Origin of the sequence: Xylanibacter oryzae DSM 17970 (assembly GCF_000585355.1) — a bacterium.
Lineage (GTDB): Bacteria > Bacteroidota > Bacteroidia > Bacteroidales > Bacteroidaceae > Prevotella > Prevotella oryzae.
On sequence record NZ_KK073873.1, the window covers coordinates 3,037,547 to 3,055,560 of the forward strand.

12 protein-coding genes are annotated in these 18,014 nt (G+C 37.1%); 9 read left to right on the forward strand and 3 right to left on the reverse strand.

Annotated features, from left to right (window positions below; all coding sequences use genetic code 11):
* Positions 1-85: 85 nt before the first annotated feature.
* Genes porV through XYLOR_RS12270 form a run of 7 tightly spaced genes read left to right on the forward strand, consistent with a single transcriptional unit; the run spans position 86 to position 10,512 of the window.
* Positions 86-1,267 (forward strand): type IX secretion system outer membrane channel protein PorV, encoded by a 1,182-nt coding sequence (gene porV / locus XYLOR_RS12240; protein WP_036880028.1) that lies wholly within the window; start codon positions 86-88, stop codon positions 1,265-1,267.
* The gene (gene ispF, locus XYLOR_RS12245; protein ID WP_036880031.1) at positions 1,267-1,746 is read left to right on the forward strand and encodes a 2-C-methyl-D-erythritol 2,4-cyclodiphosphate synthase; all 480 of its coding nucleotides are present in this window, start codon (positions 1,267-1,269) and stop codon (positions 1,744-1,746) included. The genes porV and ispF overlap by 1 nt, the downstream gene beginning before the upstream one ends.
* 50 nt (positions 1,747-1,796) lie before the next feature.
* Positions 1,797-2,720 (forward strand): glycoside hydrolase family 43 protein, encoded by a 924-nt coding sequence (locus XYLOR_RS12250; protein WP_245602047.1) that lies wholly within the window; start codon positions 1,797-1,799, stop codon positions 2,718-2,720.
* A complete protein-coding gene (locus tag XYLOR_RS12255) occupies positions 2,717-6,028 on the forward strand; it encodes an MGH1-like glycoside hydrolase domain-containing protein (RefSeq protein ID WP_036880039.1) in 3,312 nt (1,103 codons plus the stop codon). Before XYLOR_RS12250 ends, XYLOR_RS12255 begins: the two co-directional genes overlap by 4 nt.
* Position 6,029: 1 nt before the next feature.
* Complete coding sequence (locus XYLOR_RS12260) at positions 6,030-8,711, forward strand: family 78 glycoside hydrolase catalytic domain (RefSeq protein WP_051509000.1); 2,682 nt, start codon at positions 6,030-6,032, stop codon at positions 8,709-8,711.
* Positions 8,699-10,009: an alpha/beta hydrolase family protein gene (locus XYLOR_RS12265; RefSeq protein ID WP_374057290.1), complete on the forward strand. Its 1,311-nt coding sequence runs from the start codon at positions 8,699-8,701 to the stop codon at positions 10,007-10,009. The genes XYLOR_RS12260 and XYLOR_RS12265 overlap by 13 nt, the downstream gene beginning before the upstream one ends.
* Positions 10,006-10,512 carry a methylated-DNA--[protein]-cysteine S-methyltransferase gene (locus XYLOR_RS12270; protein ID WP_036880041.1) on the forward strand — a complete coding sequence of 169 codons (507 nt, stop codon included), beginning with the start codon at positions 10,006-10,008 and terminating at the stop codon, positions 10,510-10,512. Before XYLOR_RS12265 ends, XYLOR_RS12270 begins: the two co-directional genes overlap by 4 nt.
* Before the next feature lie 682 nt (positions 10,513-11,194).
* On the opposite strand, the gene XYLOR_RS12275 is transcribed toward XYLOR_RS12270, so the two are convergent.
* The 3 genes from XYLOR_RS12275 to trxA all read right to left on the reverse strand — a co-directional run bounded on the left by XYLOR_RS12275 (position 11,195) and on the right by trxA (position 13,548).
* Complete coding sequence (locus tag XYLOR_RS12275) at positions 11,195-12,130, reverse strand: DMT family transporter (RefSeq protein WP_036880043.1); 936 nt, start codon at positions 12,128-12,130, stop codon at positions 11,195-11,197.
* A 77-nt stretch (positions 12,131-12,207) separates the two neighbouring features.
* Entirely contained in the window at positions 12,208-13,035 is an 828-nt protein-coding gene (locus XYLOR_RS12280; RefSeq protein ID WP_036881096.1) for a helix-turn-helix domain-containing protein, read from the reverse strand.
* A 39-nt stretch (positions 13,036-13,074) separates the two neighbouring features.
* Positions 13,075-13,548, reverse strand: a complete 474-nt coding sequence (trxA, locus tag XYLOR_RS12285; RefSeq protein ID WP_036880046.1) for a thioredoxin — start codon at positions 13,546-13,548, stop codon at positions 13,075-13,077.
* A 529-nt stretch (positions 13,549-14,077) separates the two neighbouring features.
* On the opposite strand from trxA, the gene XYLOR_RS12290 reads away from it, so the two are divergent.
* Positions 14,078-16,540: a glycoside hydrolase family 95 protein gene (locus XYLOR_RS12290; protein WP_036880048.1), complete on the forward strand. Its 2,463-nt coding sequence runs from the start codon at positions 14,078-14,080 to the stop codon at positions 16,538-16,540.
* 7 nt (positions 16,541-16,547) lie between these two features.
* Positions 16,548-18,011: a glycoside hydrolase family 140 protein gene (locus XYLOR_RS12295; RefSeq protein ID WP_051509065.1), complete on the forward strand. Its 1,464-nt coding sequence runs from the start codon at positions 16,548-16,550 to the stop codon at positions 18,009-18,011.
* Positions 18,012-18,014 lie beyond the last annotated feature (3 nt).

Sequence of the window (18,014 nt, forward strand, 5' to 3'; positions counted from 1 at the left end):
ATATACGAACAATAATTAAACGCATAACAAGTTATTATAAAAAGGTTTAACAAAAAATCCCTATATTCCCAAAACAAAATAAAGAATGAAATATAATCTGAGAATAATCACTGTTTCATTATTCCTACTACTATTTGGCATCGCTGTTAAGGCAGATGATAAAAACGATATTTTCAATCCTGTTAATTCAGCAGTAACATCACAAACAATAGCTCCTGATGCCCGTGCCGGGGCAATGGGTGACGTCGGCGCTGCAACAGATCCAGATGTAAATTCTCAATATTGGAATCCTGCAAAATATCCATTCTGCATAAGTCGTGCAGGTGTATCTCTTAATTACACTCCATGGCTTCGTCAGTTAGTTAACGATATGGATCTGGCTTATCTTTCAGGATATTATAGGATTGGAGATCATAGTGCTGTATCAGGTTCTTTGCGTTATTTCTCATTAGGTGAGGTAATGACATCTAGTGATGCAAGTGGCAGTAATGATATGACTATAAAACCTTATGAGATGTCTATGGATGTTGCATATTCTCTTATGTTGAGCGAAAAGTTTTCAATTGCAGCTGCTGTAAGATGGATATACTCAGATCTAACATATGATTATACAGAAGATACATCACCTGGATCAGCTTTTGCTGCAGATATAGCATGTTATTATAATGACTATCTGAATATAGGCAATCGTGAATGTCAGTTGGGTCTTGGTATGAACATCAGTAATATTGGTAGTAAAATATCGTTTGGAGGTTCAGATAATAAAGAATTTATTCCAACAAATCTTCGTATAGGAGCAGCTCTTATGGTGCCTATTGATGCCTATAATCGTTTTACTATTGCAGCTGATGCGAATAAACTTCTTGTACCTACTGTGCCAAAGATAAAGGATGGTGAAACCCAAGAGCAATATGAACAACGTAAGCAAAAAGATTATTATGATTTGTCGCCTATAAGTGGAATATTCAAGAGTTTTTCTGATGCTCCCGGTGGATTCAAAGAAGAAATGCAAGAGATACAGTGGAGTTTAGGAGGCGAATATGTTTATAATGATAAGTTCTCTCTACGTGCAGGATATCATGATCAGGCTGCAAATAAAGGTAATTTGAAATATTTTACAGTTGGTGCCGGTTTCAAAATGAATGTTTTCTCTCTCGATTGTGCTTACGTCATTGCTACTGCAAAAAGTAATCCATTGGACCAGACACTTCGTTTCACTTTATCATTTGATATGGACGGAATTAAAGATCTTTTTAAAAGAAAATAATGAAGATAAGAGTTGGATTAGGATATGATGTCCACCAGTTGGTGGAAGGCCGTGAACTGTGGTTAGGCGGTATAAAAATAGATCATACTTTGGGTCTATTAGGACATAGTGATGCAGATGTACTCATTCATGCTATATGTGATGCACTACTTGGTGCTGCTAATATGCGTGATATAGGTTACCATTTCCCTGATACATCAGCAGAAACATTAAATGTAGACAGCAAAATTCTGCTTGATAAGACCGTAAAGTTAATTGCCACAAAGGGATATTCTATAGGTAATATAGATGCAACTATATGCGCAGAACGTCCTAAAATAAATCCACACGTTCCTTCCATTAAAAAATGTCTCTCTAGTGTTATGGGAATAGATGAGGATGATATATCTATTAAGGCTACTACAACAGAAAAATTAGGATTTACAGGAAGAGAAGAAGGTATCTCCGCTTATGCTGTAGTGCTAATACAAAAGTCTTAAGACTAGTTACAAAAACTATACTTTTTCGTCCTTGTAATTAAAATACAATGATGAAAAAGTATATTTACCTCTTTATAATACAAATATTAATCTCATTATATTCATGTGGTGGACAAAAAGATATATATATGTATACGTCTTTCCATGAACCAGCAGATCAAGGTTTACGTTTTCTGTATAGTATTGACGGGGCACATTGGGATTCAATTCCTGGGGTTTGGCTAAAGCCTGAAGTCGGATTGCAGAAAGTAATGCGCGATCCATCAATCATCCGTACTGCAGATGGAATATACCGTTTGGTATGGACATCAAGTTGGAAAGGTGATAGAGGATTCGGTTATTCATGTAGTAGGGATTTGATACATTGGAGTGACGAACGTTTTATTAGCGTGATGACTGATACCTCTACAGTTAATGTATGGGCTCCTGAATTATTCTACGATGACACTAGATGTGAAACAATGATAGTTTGGGCATCTTGTGTGCCGCATAAATTTGAAAGAGGCTTAGAGGATGAGGACAATAATCATCGTCTATATTATACCACAACAAAAGATTTCAAAACGTTTTCAAAAGCACATTTGTTATTTGATACGCACTTTAGTGCTATAGATGCGATGATCCTAAAAAGGGAAAATAATGAATATGTTATGGTCTTGAAAGACAATACTCGCAATAACCGTAATCTGAAAGTTTCATTTGCTAAGAATCCCCATGGACCATGGACAGAACCTTCTGCACCAATAACTGAAGATTTTGTTGAGGGCCCAACAGTTGCAAATACAGGTAAAGGGTATATCATATATTATGATAGGTATAGAAGAGGTGACTTTGGAGCTTTAAAGACATCCGATTTCCGCAATTTTACGGATTATACCGATAGTATATCAGTGCCAATGCTGCATAAGCATGGAACAATATTCCGTGCCCCGGAAAAGATTGTAAGAGAAATGTTGAAATTGCATAAACAATGAAAATAAGAAATATTCTTCTGTTAAGCGTGTCTTGTCTGTCTTTATCTTTTGTTACAGCACAAGACAAAGTACATTATACAGGTGATAAAATGAGCAATCCGTCATTTCATGATGGTGCATTATCTCCTGTTGTTGGAGTTCATAATATACAGATCTTACGTGCTAACCGTGAACATCCATCTGCTGTTAATGGAAATGGATGGACATACAATCATCAACCGATGATGGCTTATTGGAATGGAAAGTTTTATGTACATTATCTTTCAGATCCACAAAGTGAGCATGTACCACCTTCGCATACAATGTTACAAACTTCTTCAGATGGTTATCATTGGAGTAATCCTGTAGAATTGTTCCCTGAATATAAGGTTCCGGAAGGCTACAGCAAGGAAGGTATAAAAGAAAAGGCCCATAATCTAATAGCTATAATGCATCAGCGGGTAGGCTTTTATGTTTCTAAAAGTGGAAAACTTATAGCTATGGGTAATTATGGGGTAGCACTTAACCCTAAGGATGATCCCAATGACGGAAATGGTATAGGTAGGGTAGTAAGAGAAATACATAAGGATGGAACATTTGGACCTATCTATTTTATATATTATAATCATGCCTTTAATCAACAGAATACAGATTTCCCATATTATAAGAAAGCAAACAGTGGTATGCGTAAGGCTTGCGAAGAGATTCTTGCTAATCCACGCTACAGAATGCAGTGGGTTGAAGAAGCAGATAGAAATGATTCGATAATTCCACTTAATAAGCCATATAAAGCCTACAATGACTATACTTTACCTGATGGTAGACTGGCTTGTCTCTGGAAGCATGCATTGACATCTATAAGCAGTGACGGTGGAAAGACTTGGGCCGAACCGGTTGAAAGAGCGAAGGGTTTTGTAAATAGTAATGCCAAAATATGGGGGCAACGACTTGCGGACGGATCTTATGCTACTGTTTATAATCCATCAGAGTATCGTTGGCCGCTTGCTATATCTTTAAGTAAAGATGGACTGGAATATACAACATTGAATCTTGTTTGTGGCGAAGTCCCTCCAATGCGCTATGGAGGTAACTATAAATCATATGGTCCGCAATATGTACGTGGAATACAAGAAGGTAATGGAAAACCTATTGATAATGATATGTGGGTATCTTATAGTATGAATAAAGAGGATATATGGGTATCAAGAATACCAGTCCCTGTTCAGACAGAAGCACATAGTCAGGCGTCAGACGATTTTTCTAAATATAATTCATTGAGTCAACTTACCCAATGGAATATATATTCGCCTTTGTTGGCTCCTGTATCTATTGATGGTAAATGGCTTGTACTAAAAGATAAGGATCCTTTTGATTATGCAAGGATAGAGCGTAAGATACCAGAAACTAAAGAACTATCTGTTTGTTTTGAAATGCAGGCATCACAGAACAGTAATGGATTATTGCAGATTGAGTTTCTTGATGATAATGGAACAGCCTGCTCACGTCTTGAATTGACCGGTGATAGTCTATTTCAGGCTAAGAGTGGGGCGAGATCTGGCAGATTGATTAATTATGTTCCAGGTAAGACATATGGTGTAAAAGCTTTATTATCAGTAGCCAATCGTATGATTACTGTTTATGTAGATGGCAAAAAAGTAGGTCAACGTATGTTCTTTGCCCCAGTGCACTCGATAGATAGAATAATGTTTCGTACTGGCAGTCAGCGTATAACACCTACAATAGATACCCCAGCCGATTTCTATGGAATACTAGATAGAACAGGAGAAGAGGATACACTTGCTGAATATCGTATAGCCAACTTTAAGACAGAATCCATGGATGTAGACTCAGGAGCTGCAATATTAAAGTATAAAGATTTCAAACACTATGTTGATTATTTTAACAACATGGAAGATGAGAACATTGTTCAGGCTATACCGAACTCTCAGTCATGGCAATGGATGCAGGAAAATATACCTCTTTTTGAATGTCCTCAGAAAAACTTTGAACAGATGTATTACTATCGTTGGTGGACTCTTCGCAAACATATAGAAAAAACATCTGCAGGTTATGCAATGACGGAGTTCCTTGTTCAACGTACCTATGCAGACAAATATAATCTTATAGCTTCTGCGGTAGGTCATCATATTCATGAGAGTCGTTGGCTTCGCAATCCTATTTATATGGATCAGGCTATTAATACATGGTTTCATGGTAATAATGGAGGGCCTATGTCTAAAATAGGTAAATACAGTTCTTGGATAGCAGCATCTGTTTGGGATAGATACCTTGTTGATGGCCGAAAAGATTACATTGCAGGACTGAAAAAAGATCTAGAATGGGAGTATGGAACATGGGAGAAAAGTCACCGTCTCAATAATGGATTGTATTGGCAGTCGGATGTTCAGGATGCTATGGAAGAAACCATAAGTGGCGGCCGAAAGAAACAATATGCGCGTCCTTCAATCAATAGTTATATGTATGGAAATGCTCGTGCTCTGGCTAATATTGGAATCCTTGTTGGAGATAAACAATTGCAAACATTATATACTCATAAAGCAGACACCATTAAACATCTGGTAGAAAGTCTTTTATGGAATGACAAACATCATTTTTTTGAAACTCTGTATCCAGATTCCTCATCTAATGTAAGAGAAGCAATCGGTTTTATTCCATGGTATTTTAATATGCCAGATGATAATATTAAATATAGCATAGCATGGCAGCAGGTTGCTGATGAGAGTGGCTTTTCTGCACCTTATGGACTTACAACTGCCGAACGGCGTCATCCTATGTTTCGTACTCATGGAGTAGGTAAGTGTGAGTGGGACGGAGCTGTATGGCCTTTTGCAACATCCCAGACTCTTACTGCTATGGCTAATTATATAAATAATTATTCAAATCCGGTGATAGGGGATAGTGTGTTTTTCTCTCAAATGGAAAAATATGTGCAGAGCCAAACTCACCGTGGATTGCCATATATTGGTGAATATCTAGATGAAACTACAGGTTACTGGTTAAAGGGTGATCTTGAGCGAAGTCGTTATTATAATCATTCTACTTTTAATGACCTTATAATTAGTGGAATAATAGGTTTGCGTCCTCGCGCTGATAATACAATAGAAATAAATCCACTTATCCCTGCTGATAAATGGCCGTGGTTCTGTCTTGATGATGTACTTTATCATGGTCATAACCTAAGTGTGGTATGGGATAAAAATGGTGATAAATATCATGTAGGGAAAGGTTTTAGTATATTTATTGACGGTAAAAAGGTATGTACATATAGCAATCTTGGGAAAGTAATTTTAAAAGATATATTAAAATAAAATGAAGAGGCCTCTTTTCATTACGATAATGTTTCTGTTTCTGTTGCCCTTGTCGCTTATTGCCAAAGGACTTTCAGTTACCCGTATTACATGTGAACATAAAGATGGACTTGTTATTACAGACAATAACACGCCGAAACTTGGATGGCAATTGGTCTCTAATGAAAACGGAACAAAACAGTCGGCTTATGAAATTGAGGTATACAACAAAATTAACGACTCTATAGTATACTCTAGCAAAAAAGTTATTACAGACTCCAGTCAATTGATACCTGTACCACTTTATGATGGAAAGTTCGCGTGGAGAGTAAGAGTATGGGATGAATCTGATAATGTTTCATATTGGAGTAATTACCAGTCATTCATAATAGAGAATCCTCAAAAAGTATTTGGCAATTCAGTATGGATTGGAGCTGTGCCTAATGCTAAATATCCCAATGATACACTTTCAAACAGAAGTATATTTTTGCGTAAGGATTTTAGTTTGCATAACAAAGTAAAACAGGCATATGTATATGTGTGTGGATTAGGATTCTATGAATTATCAATCAATGCAAGAAAAGTTGGAGACTCGGAGTTCGCTCCTTTGTGGAGCAATTATGATAAATCTGTTTTTTACAACACTTATGATGTAACAGAGTATGTTCGGCAAGGAATAAATGCTATTCAAGCTATTTTGGGGAATGGATTCTATAATGAACGTGGTGGTAGGTATCATAAACTGATTACCAATTATGGTCCACCAACCCTTAGGTTACGACTTGAGATAATATACGAAAACGAGAAGGGGAAAGAATATAAAACTTCGGAGATTGTAACTGATAATAGTTGGAAGTATGCTGTTAGTCCGATAACTTTCAATAGTATATATGGCGGAGAAGATTACGATGCTCGTCTTGAAACTCCAGCTCAATGGCTTAATGCCGTATTGCAATGCTCCCCTAAAGGAATATTACGTCCGCAGTATGCAGAGCCTGTGAAGATTATGGAAACATATGGAGTAAAATCCATTACCCGCTTGTCCGAACAGAATATTGTAAAGGCTTGTATTTCTACAAAAAGGACTGTTGATAAGTCTGCTTTTGTTTTAGATATGGGTCAGAACCTTGCCGGCTATCCACAATTTACAGTTACCGGAACTCGTGGACAGAAAATAACTATTCTTGTATCAGAGACATTAACAGAACAGGGCGCTTGCAATCAGAAACAAACCGGACGTCCGTATTATTATGTATATACTCTTAGAGGTGATAAGCCCGAGACTTGGCATCCGCGCTTTTCTTATTATGGTTTCCAATATATACAGGTAGAAGGAGCTGTAATGAAAGGACAACCAAATCCTAATAATCTTCCTGTAATAAATGAAATACATTCTTGTTTTGTGTATAACTCAGCTCGTGAGATATCTACCTTTGAGTGTTCAAACGATTTGATAAACAAAACTCATAGGTTGATTGAGCGTGCTGTACGCAGCAATATGCAGGCTGTTTTTACTGATTGCCCTCATCGGGAAAAATTAGGTTGGCTTGAACAAGATTATCTTAATGGTACTGGATTGGCCTTGAATTATGATTTACCTGGCTTTATAGAGCAGACAATGCAAAATATTTCGGATGCTCAAATGGATAATGGGGCTATTCCGACAACTGCTCCAGAATATGTAATATTCAAAGGTCCAGGTGTTGATGTCTTCAGAGAATCTCCTGAATGGAGTGGCACTTTTATATATCTCCCATTTTTGTATTATGAGAAATACCATGATGATACTCTTATACATAAGTATTATCCGGCTATGAAAAGATATATAGATTACCTTAAATCACGTGCAAAAGATAATATATTGGATTTTGGATTGGGTGATTGGTATGATTATGGTCCTGGTAAATCTGGTTTCTCTAAGAATACACCAATATCTTTGGTTGCTACAGCTCATTATTATTTGTGGGTAAAATATATTATGATGGCATCTTCTTTTTGCCATAATGATAGTGATTTTATTATATATAGACAATTAGCTAATGATATAAAATTTTCATTTAATAAGCACTTCTATAATAAAGTTACTCATCAGTATGGTTCTGGAAGTCAGACAAGCAACGCCATACCTCTGACAATGAAACTTAACTATCCGACAGAGGAACCTTATTTACTTGCTAATCTCATCGCAGATATACAGAAACACGGTAATAGACTTACAACTGGCGATGTTGGTAATCTTTATCTTTTCCGTGCATTGTCTCAATATGGTAAAGATAGTTTATTATATCTTATGATTAACCATTATGATGTGCCAGGATATGGATATCAGATAAAGCAGGGAGCAACAACTCTAACCGAACAATGGGATCCCAATCAGGGAGCATCTCGTAATCATTTTATGATGGGGCAGATAGACGAGTTTTTCTTTACCTCTTTAGCTGGTATTCCGGACTTTGACCCTCATATTATAGGTGACATTACTTATGTAAATGCGTCAACCGAAAATATTTATGGAAAATTATCAGCCTTCTGGATACTAAAAGGCAATGTATTTACGTATAATATAAAAGTACCTGTTGGAGGAACTGCTAATGTTAAACTTCCTGGAGAAAATGTAGTAAGGACTGTTGGCAGTGGCAGGTACACATTTACAGTTAAACTAAAAAAAGGAGAATATAAATTTAAAGATAAATGGACAAGATAAAATCAATAATAATATCACTAGCGATTGCTGTTATACCAGTATCATCGCTTAGAGCACAGACGTTCGAATCAAAGTATACAAAATCATTCAGTACTGTTATGAATGGTTTGGAAAAACGTTTCAATGTGAAGTTCAGATATAGTGTTGATACAGTGGGTCTAAAATTAACTTATGCAGATTTTCGTGTAAGAGCATATTCTTTAGACGAATCTCTGAGAAACATCCTGTCTCTATTTGATTTCAATTATTGGAAACAGACGGATAAATTATATAAGATAAAACCATATGAGTATCCACGACGCCATGTAGAAGAGGGTGAAAAAATGCTTGCATATCTCAATACCCTATATTCTAATAAGGATCAATGGGAAATGCGTAGAGACAGTTTGCGTAAGTCTGTAAGGAATTTGCTTGGCATTGATCAACTGATGGATAGTCTTGTTCATAAGAAACCTGTATTGTCTAAAATACGTAAATATGATGGATATACAGTACAAAATATATGTATAGAGACATTACCCGGACTTCATCTATTCGGCTCAATATATTCACCTTCTACAAAGGGGAAGCATGCGCTTATCATATGTCCTGACGGACATTTCAACGGCGGCCGATATCGTGAAGATGAACAACTACGTCTTGCTACGCTTGCCCGTATGGGCGCAGTGTGTTCAGACTTTGATCTTTATGGATGGGGCGAGTCTGAGAAGGAAGTCGGACTTGAGGCACACCAGACTAGTAGGGCACATGTAGTTCAGGCAATGGATGGTTTGGTAATACTTGATTATTTATTGCATAACCGCAAGGATATAGATAGAAATCGTATAGGTGTTAATGGTGGCAGTGGAGGTGGAACTCATACAATACTACTTACTGTATTGGATAATCGTTTCACAGCATCTGCTCCAACGGTGAATCTTGCAAGTCACTTTGATGGTGGCTGTCCTTGTGAGAGTGGAAAGCCTGTACAACTGGCTTGTGGTGGAACATGTAATCCGGAATTAGCGGCCATGTTTGCTCCTCGTCCAATGCTTATTGTATCAGATGGTGGTGATTGGACATCTAGTGTCCCTACTGTAGAATTCCCTTATTTGGAGAGAATATATGGATTCTATAATGCAAAAGATAAAGTCCGTAATGTGCATTTACCTTCTGAACATCATGATTTTGGGCCAAACAAACGTAATGCTGTTTATGATTTCTTTATAGATGTATTCAAATTGGACCGTAAAAAGTTGGATGAGAGTAAGGTTACTGTTGTTTCTCCAGAAATTCTAAAAAGCAACTGTCTCAAATGAACTTATATTTATGTAAGTATGTCTCACCATTAGGTGATATCACTATGGCCAGTGATGGTGAAGCACTAACTGGTCTATGGTTTGACGGACAGAAATATTTTCCGCAACTGAGTTCAGAATATATTTTTGATTACAATATTCCTGTATTTATTCAGGCACGTAAATGGTTGGATGCATACTTCCGGGGCATAAATCCAGGTGAAATACCTCCAATACATCTTAAAGGTTCCTCCTTTCGCATTTTGGTATGGGATATTCTACAGGCAGTACCTTATGGCAAAAGTATTACATATAGTGATATTGCTAGGCAGATTGCCATAAAGATGCGAATCTCAAAGATGTCAGCTCAGGCTGTTGGAGGAGCTGTATCTCATAATCCAATAAGTATTATTGTTCCATGTCACAGGGTTATAGGGGTCAAAGGTGATCTTACTGGATATGCAGGAGGACTTCAAAGAAAGATTGAACTGTTAAGGATTGAACATACTGACTTTCTTATGTAATATTCTGTTTGCGCCTTATTCATTGCATGCATATTTGTAATAACAATAATAACAAACCTTCAAAGCCCTTGCGTTTTTTCTTTTGGTTCAGTTTTCTTTTGTATCCGCGTAAGGAAAAGAACAATACAGCGAAACAAAAGGAAAAGAACAAAGTCCTGCACTTTACAGAATAAAAAAATAAAAAAGAGTGTCACTATACCACTATACATGTTAAATGACTGACTATCAATATGATAATAGTTGTATAAACCCCATATAAATGCCACAAAATGTCACTCAAATACCACTCCGGAGCTATCTTTGCATAGCTTTTGCACTATGTGAGCTATCCTTTGACACCTCAAGAACATAGCTCTTGTACTACGGGAACTATCCTTTGACAATGTAAAAGCTATCTTCTTGAAAATGAAAATAAAAGTATGACCTTATAGTGGTAGAACAGTGGTATTTTGTGGTATTTCGAAGTACGTGAAAGCCCTATAAACAAAGGAAGAGTGGTAAAGTGACATTTATTTATAACTTTTAGTTGGTTTGGTCCAACTTTCTGGGTTCATTTCATCTATTACAGCTTTGACAATAGCATGATCCGACTGTAGTGGAGGTGCAGGCATACAAGCCGACCCACAACTAGAACGACTTTCATTTGGAGGTATCGCTCTTATGGGCGATATATGGGATAATGTCAGTGCAGAAAAAATAGTGACACACCTAGAACAGATACTACAGCACCCAAAACACCCTTGACTGTTATTGGTTGACCAAATATGTAATGAGAAGGTATTATTATCAGTATAGGAGTTAGTGCCATCAGAGTACTTGCGATCCCGGCAGCTGTATATTGTACTGCCATCAATGAGAATCCAACCCCAATGAATGGACCGAATATAACAGCTATAAGAGTCATGCTCATTCCTTTTTTGTCGTGTATGCTTTTATGTAACATTCCAAAGCCTTGATGTACCCACATTATTAATAAGAAAGCTAAAAATCCGGCAAGACATCTTATCATGTTAGCACTAAATGGTAGATAATTTTGTATTGATGGCAATATGTATGAAGGTGTATCTTTTATATAATAGTCTAGTCCTATTTTACTTAGAACCAGTCCAATGCCTTGTCCCATTCCTGCCCCTATACCGAATAGCACTCCACTTAGAGGTAATTTAAGCGTGATCTTTTTGCCGTCACCTCTTCCAAGCACGGAGATTGCAATTCCAAGTAGTGTCACTATCATTGCAATAATGCTGTTTACTGTTAAGTGCTGGCCCAATGTAAACCATGCCATGAATGCAGCAGCCATAGGTGCCAATGTCATAAATAACTGACCGTAACGCGAACCAATTGCAAGATAGCTCCTAAATAGGCAATAATCGCCCATTGCATAACCTACCAGCCCTGACAAAGTGAGCCACATCCATGCTCTTCCACTAGCGTATACAGGCATAAACTGTCCTGTAAATATCCACATTCCCAGTCCTGTAAGTATGAATGCGGCAGACATACGCCATACGTTAAGTGTGAATACACCTAGTCTTTTACTTGCTACTTCACTGGCAATGGCTGTTATAGTCCATGAGAATGCTACACCCATAGATATTATTTCACCTAAATACTGCATTACTTCTATTTATCTTTTTATCCTTTTACCTTTTTCTCTACACACTTACTATTTTGACTTGTATAACATTATATGTGTTAGACATTTTTTCTGAATTCAGAAATGTTCTTACCTGTCATTTTCTTAAAGAAACGACTAAATGTTGCCAAATCTTCAAATCCCAAAATATCACCTATTTCCTTTGCGCTCTTATTTGTATATAGAAGTAGTCGTTTAGCCTCCGCTTCTATTCTTTCGTGTATCACCCTTAATGGTGAAGGTAGCTCATAAGTTTCAAACAGATTGGCAAGAGTCTTTGGCGAACGGAAAAGCATTCCCGCATAATCCTGAACCCTTTTTTTATCTTTAAAGTTGTTATCTACTAGTACGTAGAATTTTCTTACAATATCCAAAGCTTTTTCACAATCTTTATTTATGCCATAGCGCATTCTCGCCATCCTTGTGCATATAATGATAAATCGTTTTAGCAAAATACGTAGCATTTCTTCTTGAAGCTTATCTGTAATAGAGCTCTCTTCAACGAATTCATCCATAGTACGGCAAAGTAATTCTGATTCTTTTTCAGAAAGTTTCAATGTCATTACATTGCTTGAACCATGAAAAAGAAAACCGTTGCACGACACTTCATCATCATGTCTGAACACACAATAGAAATTGCTGTTGAATAGAACAGTAAGGTATTCACCATTTACCGAATCTATGCTGATGTGATGAAGTGGCGTGAGCGGAATTATTTCATTTTTATGTAGTACTATCTTTACATGATCTATTTCTATTTTCAGTTCACCTTCCCTTACCCAAATAAATTTGTATAGTGAAGAATCTTTATTGAGTTTTTTGTTCTCATCAAAGCGAGATGTTATGGCAATAGTGCCATCCATTTTGGTACTGAACTGATAATCGATCATCAATGCGAATTATTAATTACTCCGCTAAGGTAGTATTTATTTTTCTAATAGCAACTTTTCTTTAATGATTTTATTTAGATCCCCTTTAAGCATAGCTCCTCTTGTGTAGAAAGGATCTCCTTTTTGGGGAACCCATAGCAGAGTTGGAATACTGCTCACTCCGAAAGCCTGTGCAAGATCCTCTTCCTGATCTACATCAACTTTGTATATTATTAGTTTTCCGTCATATTCTGTTGCCAGAGAGTCCATAATAGGTGCTAGCATTTTACATGGTCCACACCATGTAGCATAGAAATCTACGATACAAGGTACATCACCTTCATATTTCCACTGGTTGGGTGTTGCCTCATAGTTGCTTACTCTTTTTAGAAATTCTTCTTTTGTTAAATGGATTACTTTCATGTTGTTATTCTCCTTTACTTTTACGGTCTTTTTGGTTCCACTTCCTACACAAGCTGTTATAGATAATAGAATTATCATCAAGACCATTGTTAATTTGTTTATTCTCATATTCTCTTTTAATTTTATAATTCTTATTTTTGATGCAAAGATATGGTTAGATTATTTGAAATATAATGGCAGAAATTCCGCGATAGTTAGCTATAATTCCCGAAATGATAAGAAAATTATTCTGATATAACTTTTAGATACTATTTTATGTCTATTTTAACTGGTAAAATTGATTTATTCTATTAAAACGTGATCTTATTATAATGAAAGGATATTATTGATTTTTTAAATACTGAAAGAGAGTTATAAATACCATAGGTCATAGCAAATAGCTTTTGCGCTTTTGCATTAAATAATTATTGCTAAGATACGATATAATGTTTATAAATCAGAGTAAAGGTAATTAATAAATAATTAAAATACAATAATCTTTATATTTTATTTTATAAACTTTGAATTATTTTTATTAAATTTGACTCGTAGATGACAGCATCTTGTTAGTAGTCAAGATGTCAAAATTCAAATATATCCAATATTGGTTACAAATCCAATTCTTAGTCGTCTACAATTATAGTATATTATCGAAATTATGAAAAAGATTAAAATATTGGCGGCACTATTAGGACTGCTTGCGTGTAGCAGTATTTACGCTTCCAAATACAGATTATGGTATGATAAACCTGCTGAGGTGTGGACTGAGGCTTTACCTTTAGGCAATGGCAGACTTGGGGCAATGGTATATGGAAATCCTGCCGTTGAACATATACAGTTGAATGAGGAGACTATATGGGCAGGACAGCCCAATAATAATGCCAACCCTGAAGCTAAAGCCAATCTCCCTATTATACGTAAGTTGATTTTTGATGGCAAGTATGAGGAGGCACAGAATCTCGCCAACGAGAAAGTGATGTCTTCTACTAATCATGGAATGCCTTATCAACCCTTTGGCGATTTGTATATATCATTTCCAGGACATTCACAGTATAAAAATTATATACGTGAACTTAGTCTTGACTCAGCACTCACTATCGTAAAATATACTATTGGAGATGTTGAATATCAACGCGAGACAATTACGAATTTCGCTACACAGGTAATCACTGTAAAACTTACGGCCAGTAAACCTGGTATGATAACTTTTAATGCGAACTTCATTACTCCACATCAAGACATAGTAATTAAGACTCTCGGTGATAATGTTGTGCTTGATGGTATTGCGGGGCAGCATGAGGGACTGAAAGGTAAAATACGTTTTGAGGGGCGTATGGCTGTGCGTAATAATGGCGGGAAAATGGTCTGTAAAGATGGTATTATGAGTGTTAATAATGCCGATGAGGCTGTGATATATGTATCTATTGCTACCAACTTTGTGAATTATAAGAATATATCTGCTGATGAGAAGGTACGTGCCAAGAGTTATATAGATAGTGCAATGGCTATAGACTATCAGACTGCTAAAAATAAACATGAAGACATCTTCCATAAGTATATGGACAGGACCAGTCTTTATCTTGGTGAAGATAAATTTGCCAATCTTACTACTGATGCCAGAATTGCAGGTTTCGCAAAGAATAATGATAATTATCTTGCTGCGACCTATTTTACGTTCGGCAGATATCTGTTGATATGCTGTTCACAACCTGGTGGGCAACCGGCCAACCTGCAAGGGATCTGGAATGACAAAATGCTACCGTCATGGGACAGTAAATATACCACAAATATCAATCTGGAGATGAACTATTGGCCTGCAGAAGTTACTAATCTTACAGAACTTAACGGTCCGCTGTTCAGTCTGATAGATGATGTAAGCAAGACTGGTCATGATGCTGCGCGTATAATGTATGGGGCAGATGGATGGGTGTTGCATCATAATACCGATATATGGCGTATCACAGGCGCTGTAGATCATGCGGCTTCTGGTATGTGGCAGACCGGCGCAGCATGGCTTTGTCGTCATCTATGGGAACATTACCTTTATACTGGCGATAAGGACTTTTTGCATAATGTATATCCTACAATGAAAGAGGCTGCTTTGTTTTTCGATCAAACTATGGTGAAAGAGCCTAAGCACGGATGGCTTGTGGTGTGTCCTGATCTATCGCCAGAGAATGTACATGCGGGTAGTAACCATAAGGCAACTATTGCTGCCGGTGTTACTATGGATAATGAGCTGGTTAGTGATTTGTTCCATGAGGTGATAGCTTCAGCCGGGATACTTAATACGGATAATGACTTGGCATCTCATTATAAACAATTATTGACACAGATGCCACCTATGCAGATAGGGCATTGGGGACAGTTACAGGAGTGGATGGAAGACTGGGATGATCCCACAGACACTCACCGCCATGTTTCGCATCTTTACGGATTATATCCAAGCAATCAGATATCACCTTATCGTACGCCCCAACTTTTTGATGCAGCACGCACATCGCTGGTGCATCGTGGAGATGAAAGTACCGGATGGAGTATGGGATGGAAAGTTTGCTTTTGGGCCAGATTGCTTGATGGCAACCATGCTTATAAACTGATTGCTGACCAGTTGAAATTGTCTGATGATAAGTTTGTTGCTTATGGTACGAACAAGAAGGGTGGAGGTACTTATGCCAATATGTTTGATGCGCATCCTCCATTTCAGATAGACGGCAACTTTGGATGTACAGCAGGTATAGCAGAAATGCTAATGCAAAGTTATGATGGATATATATATCTGTTACCAGCATTACCAGATGTTTGGCAGGATGGTAGTGTAAGAGGGCTTGTCGCACGCGGTGGTTTTTTTATAGACATTGACTGGAAAGGTGGCCGTATTAATCATTTGCGTGTATACTCTGAGAAGGGAGGCAACTGTCGTTTGCGTTCTGTTGTAAAACTGAAAGGTAAAGGACTGAAAAAAGCTGTTGGAGGTAATTCAAATCCATTATACGATGTACCTGGCAATGCTTCTATCCTTATTAACAAAGAAGCTAAACTTAATAAACTCAAACTACCTAATACATACCTTTACGACCTTAAGACAAAGGCTGGAGAAGTATGGGAATATAATGATTAAAATAAAAATGAAAAAATATCTGTTTATATTATTGCTATCGGCATTGGTGCTTGATGTTTCTGGTGCCATAAAACCATGGAATAACGGACGCTTAAGAGTTTCTGACAATCATAAGTTTTTGCAGTTTGATAACGGCAAACCTTTCTTTTGGCAAGGCGAAACAGCATGGCTATTACCTCAGAGATTAAATAGAGATGAGGCTTCTTATTATCTTCAGCGATGCAACGAAGCTGGTTATAATATGGTTCAAATTCAGGTTATGGATAAGGTGCCATCATATAATATATACGGTCAGATGTCGTTGATCGATGGATTCAATTTTGAAGGCATCAATCGCAAAGGTGTTTATGGTTATTGGGATCATCTTGATTATATCATAGACAGGGCTGCAGATAACGGTATATATGTCGGTATGGTATGCATATGGGGATCTCAGGTAAAGGATGGCGCAATAAATGCTGAACAGGCAAAGGCTTATGGCAAGTTTCTTGCAGAGAGATATAAAGATCGTCCTAATATTATTTGGATAATGGGTGGTGACATACAGGGCGACATACATACTGAGGTATGGGATGCTTTGGCTAACACTATTAAGAGTATTGATAAGAATCATCTTATGTCTTATCACCCACGTGGACGTTATACATCTGCCAAATGGTTTAATGATCGTAGTTGGCTTGATTTTAATATGTTCCAAAGTGGCCATCGACGTTATGGTCAGCGTATGGGTAACAAAGACTATCCTATACCGGATAATACTGAAGAGGACAACTGGCAGTATGTCGATTCTACATGGCAGTATAAAAATATAAAACCGGTACTTGATGATGAACCTATATATGAGGATATACCTCAGGGACTCCATGATAATAATGAACCAAGATGGCAGGCTCGTGATGTACGAAGATATGCTTATTGGTCTGTATTCGCAGGATCTTGTGGACATACTTATGGGCATAATGCCATCATGCAGTTCTTAAAACCTGGCTATCCTACATCTTATGGTGATGCCGGTGATGTTAAGTCATGGTATCAGGCTCTCAAAGATCCAGGGTTTAGTCAGATGAAGTATCTTAAGAATCTTATTATGGCGTTCCCTTATTTTGAAAGGGTGCCTGATCAGAGTATAATACTAGACAATGGCAAGCAATATAACCGTCTTTCGGCTACTCGTGGTAAAGATTATCTACTTGTTTATAACTATACAGGGAGGACCATGAAACTTGATCTTCGTAAAATAAGCGGTAGCAAGAAGAATCTCTGGACTTATAATACACAGAATGGTATGCTTACCTATATTGGTAAATACGATAACAAGGTAGTCTCTTTGGATATAAACCCAGCTAATGGGAGTACTGATACCGACTTTGTATTGATTGCCGTAGATGCTGATAAAACATATTTGGCAAAAGATCAGAAAAAGATATCAGATCAAAACCTCTCAGGTAAGACCAGAGACTTGAACGAATAACAG

Bases quoted from the DNA above. Each gene is read 5' to 3' on its own strand.
- porV (WP_036880028.1), top strand. From the start codon at position 86: ATGAAATATAATCTGAGAATAATCACTGTTTCATTATTCCTACTACTA.
- ispF (WP_036880031.1), top strand. From the start codon at position 1,267: ATGAAGATAAGAGTTGGATTAGGATATGATGTCCACCAGTTGGTGGAA.
- XYLOR_RS12250 (WP_245602047.1), top strand. From the start codon at position 1,797: ATGAAAAAGTATATTTACCTCTTTATAATACAAATATTAATCTCATTA.
- XYLOR_RS12255 (WP_036880039.1), top strand. From the start codon at position 2,717: ATGAAAATAAGAAATATTCTTCTGTTAAGCGTGTCTTGTCTGTCTTTA.
- XYLOR_RS12260 (WP_051509000.1), top strand. From the start codon at position 6,030: ATGAAGAGGCCTCTTTTCATTACGATAATGTTTCTGTTTCTGTTGCCC.
- XYLOR_RS12265 (WP_374057290.1), top strand. From the start codon at position 8,699: ATGGACAAGATAAAATCAATAATAATATCACTAGCGATTGCTGTTATA.
- XYLOR_RS12270 (WP_036880041.1), top strand. From the start codon at position 10,006: ATGAACTTATATTTATGTAAGTATGTCTCACCATTAGGTGATATCACT.
- XYLOR_RS12275 (WP_036880043.1), bottom strand. From the start codon at position 12,130: ATGCAGTATTTAGGTGAAATAATATCTATGGGTGTAGCATTCTCATGG.
- trxA (WP_036880046.1), bottom strand. From the start codon at position 13,548: ATGAGAATAAACAAATTAACAATGGTCTTGATGATAATTCTATTATCT.
- XYLOR_RS12290 (WP_036880048.1), top strand. From the start codon at position 14,078: ATGAAAAAGATTAAAATATTGGCGGCACTATTAGGACTGCTTGCGTGT.
- XYLOR_RS12295 (WP_051509065.1), top strand. From the start codon at position 16,548: ATGAAAAAATATCTGTTTATATTATTGCTATCGGCATTGGTGCTTGAT.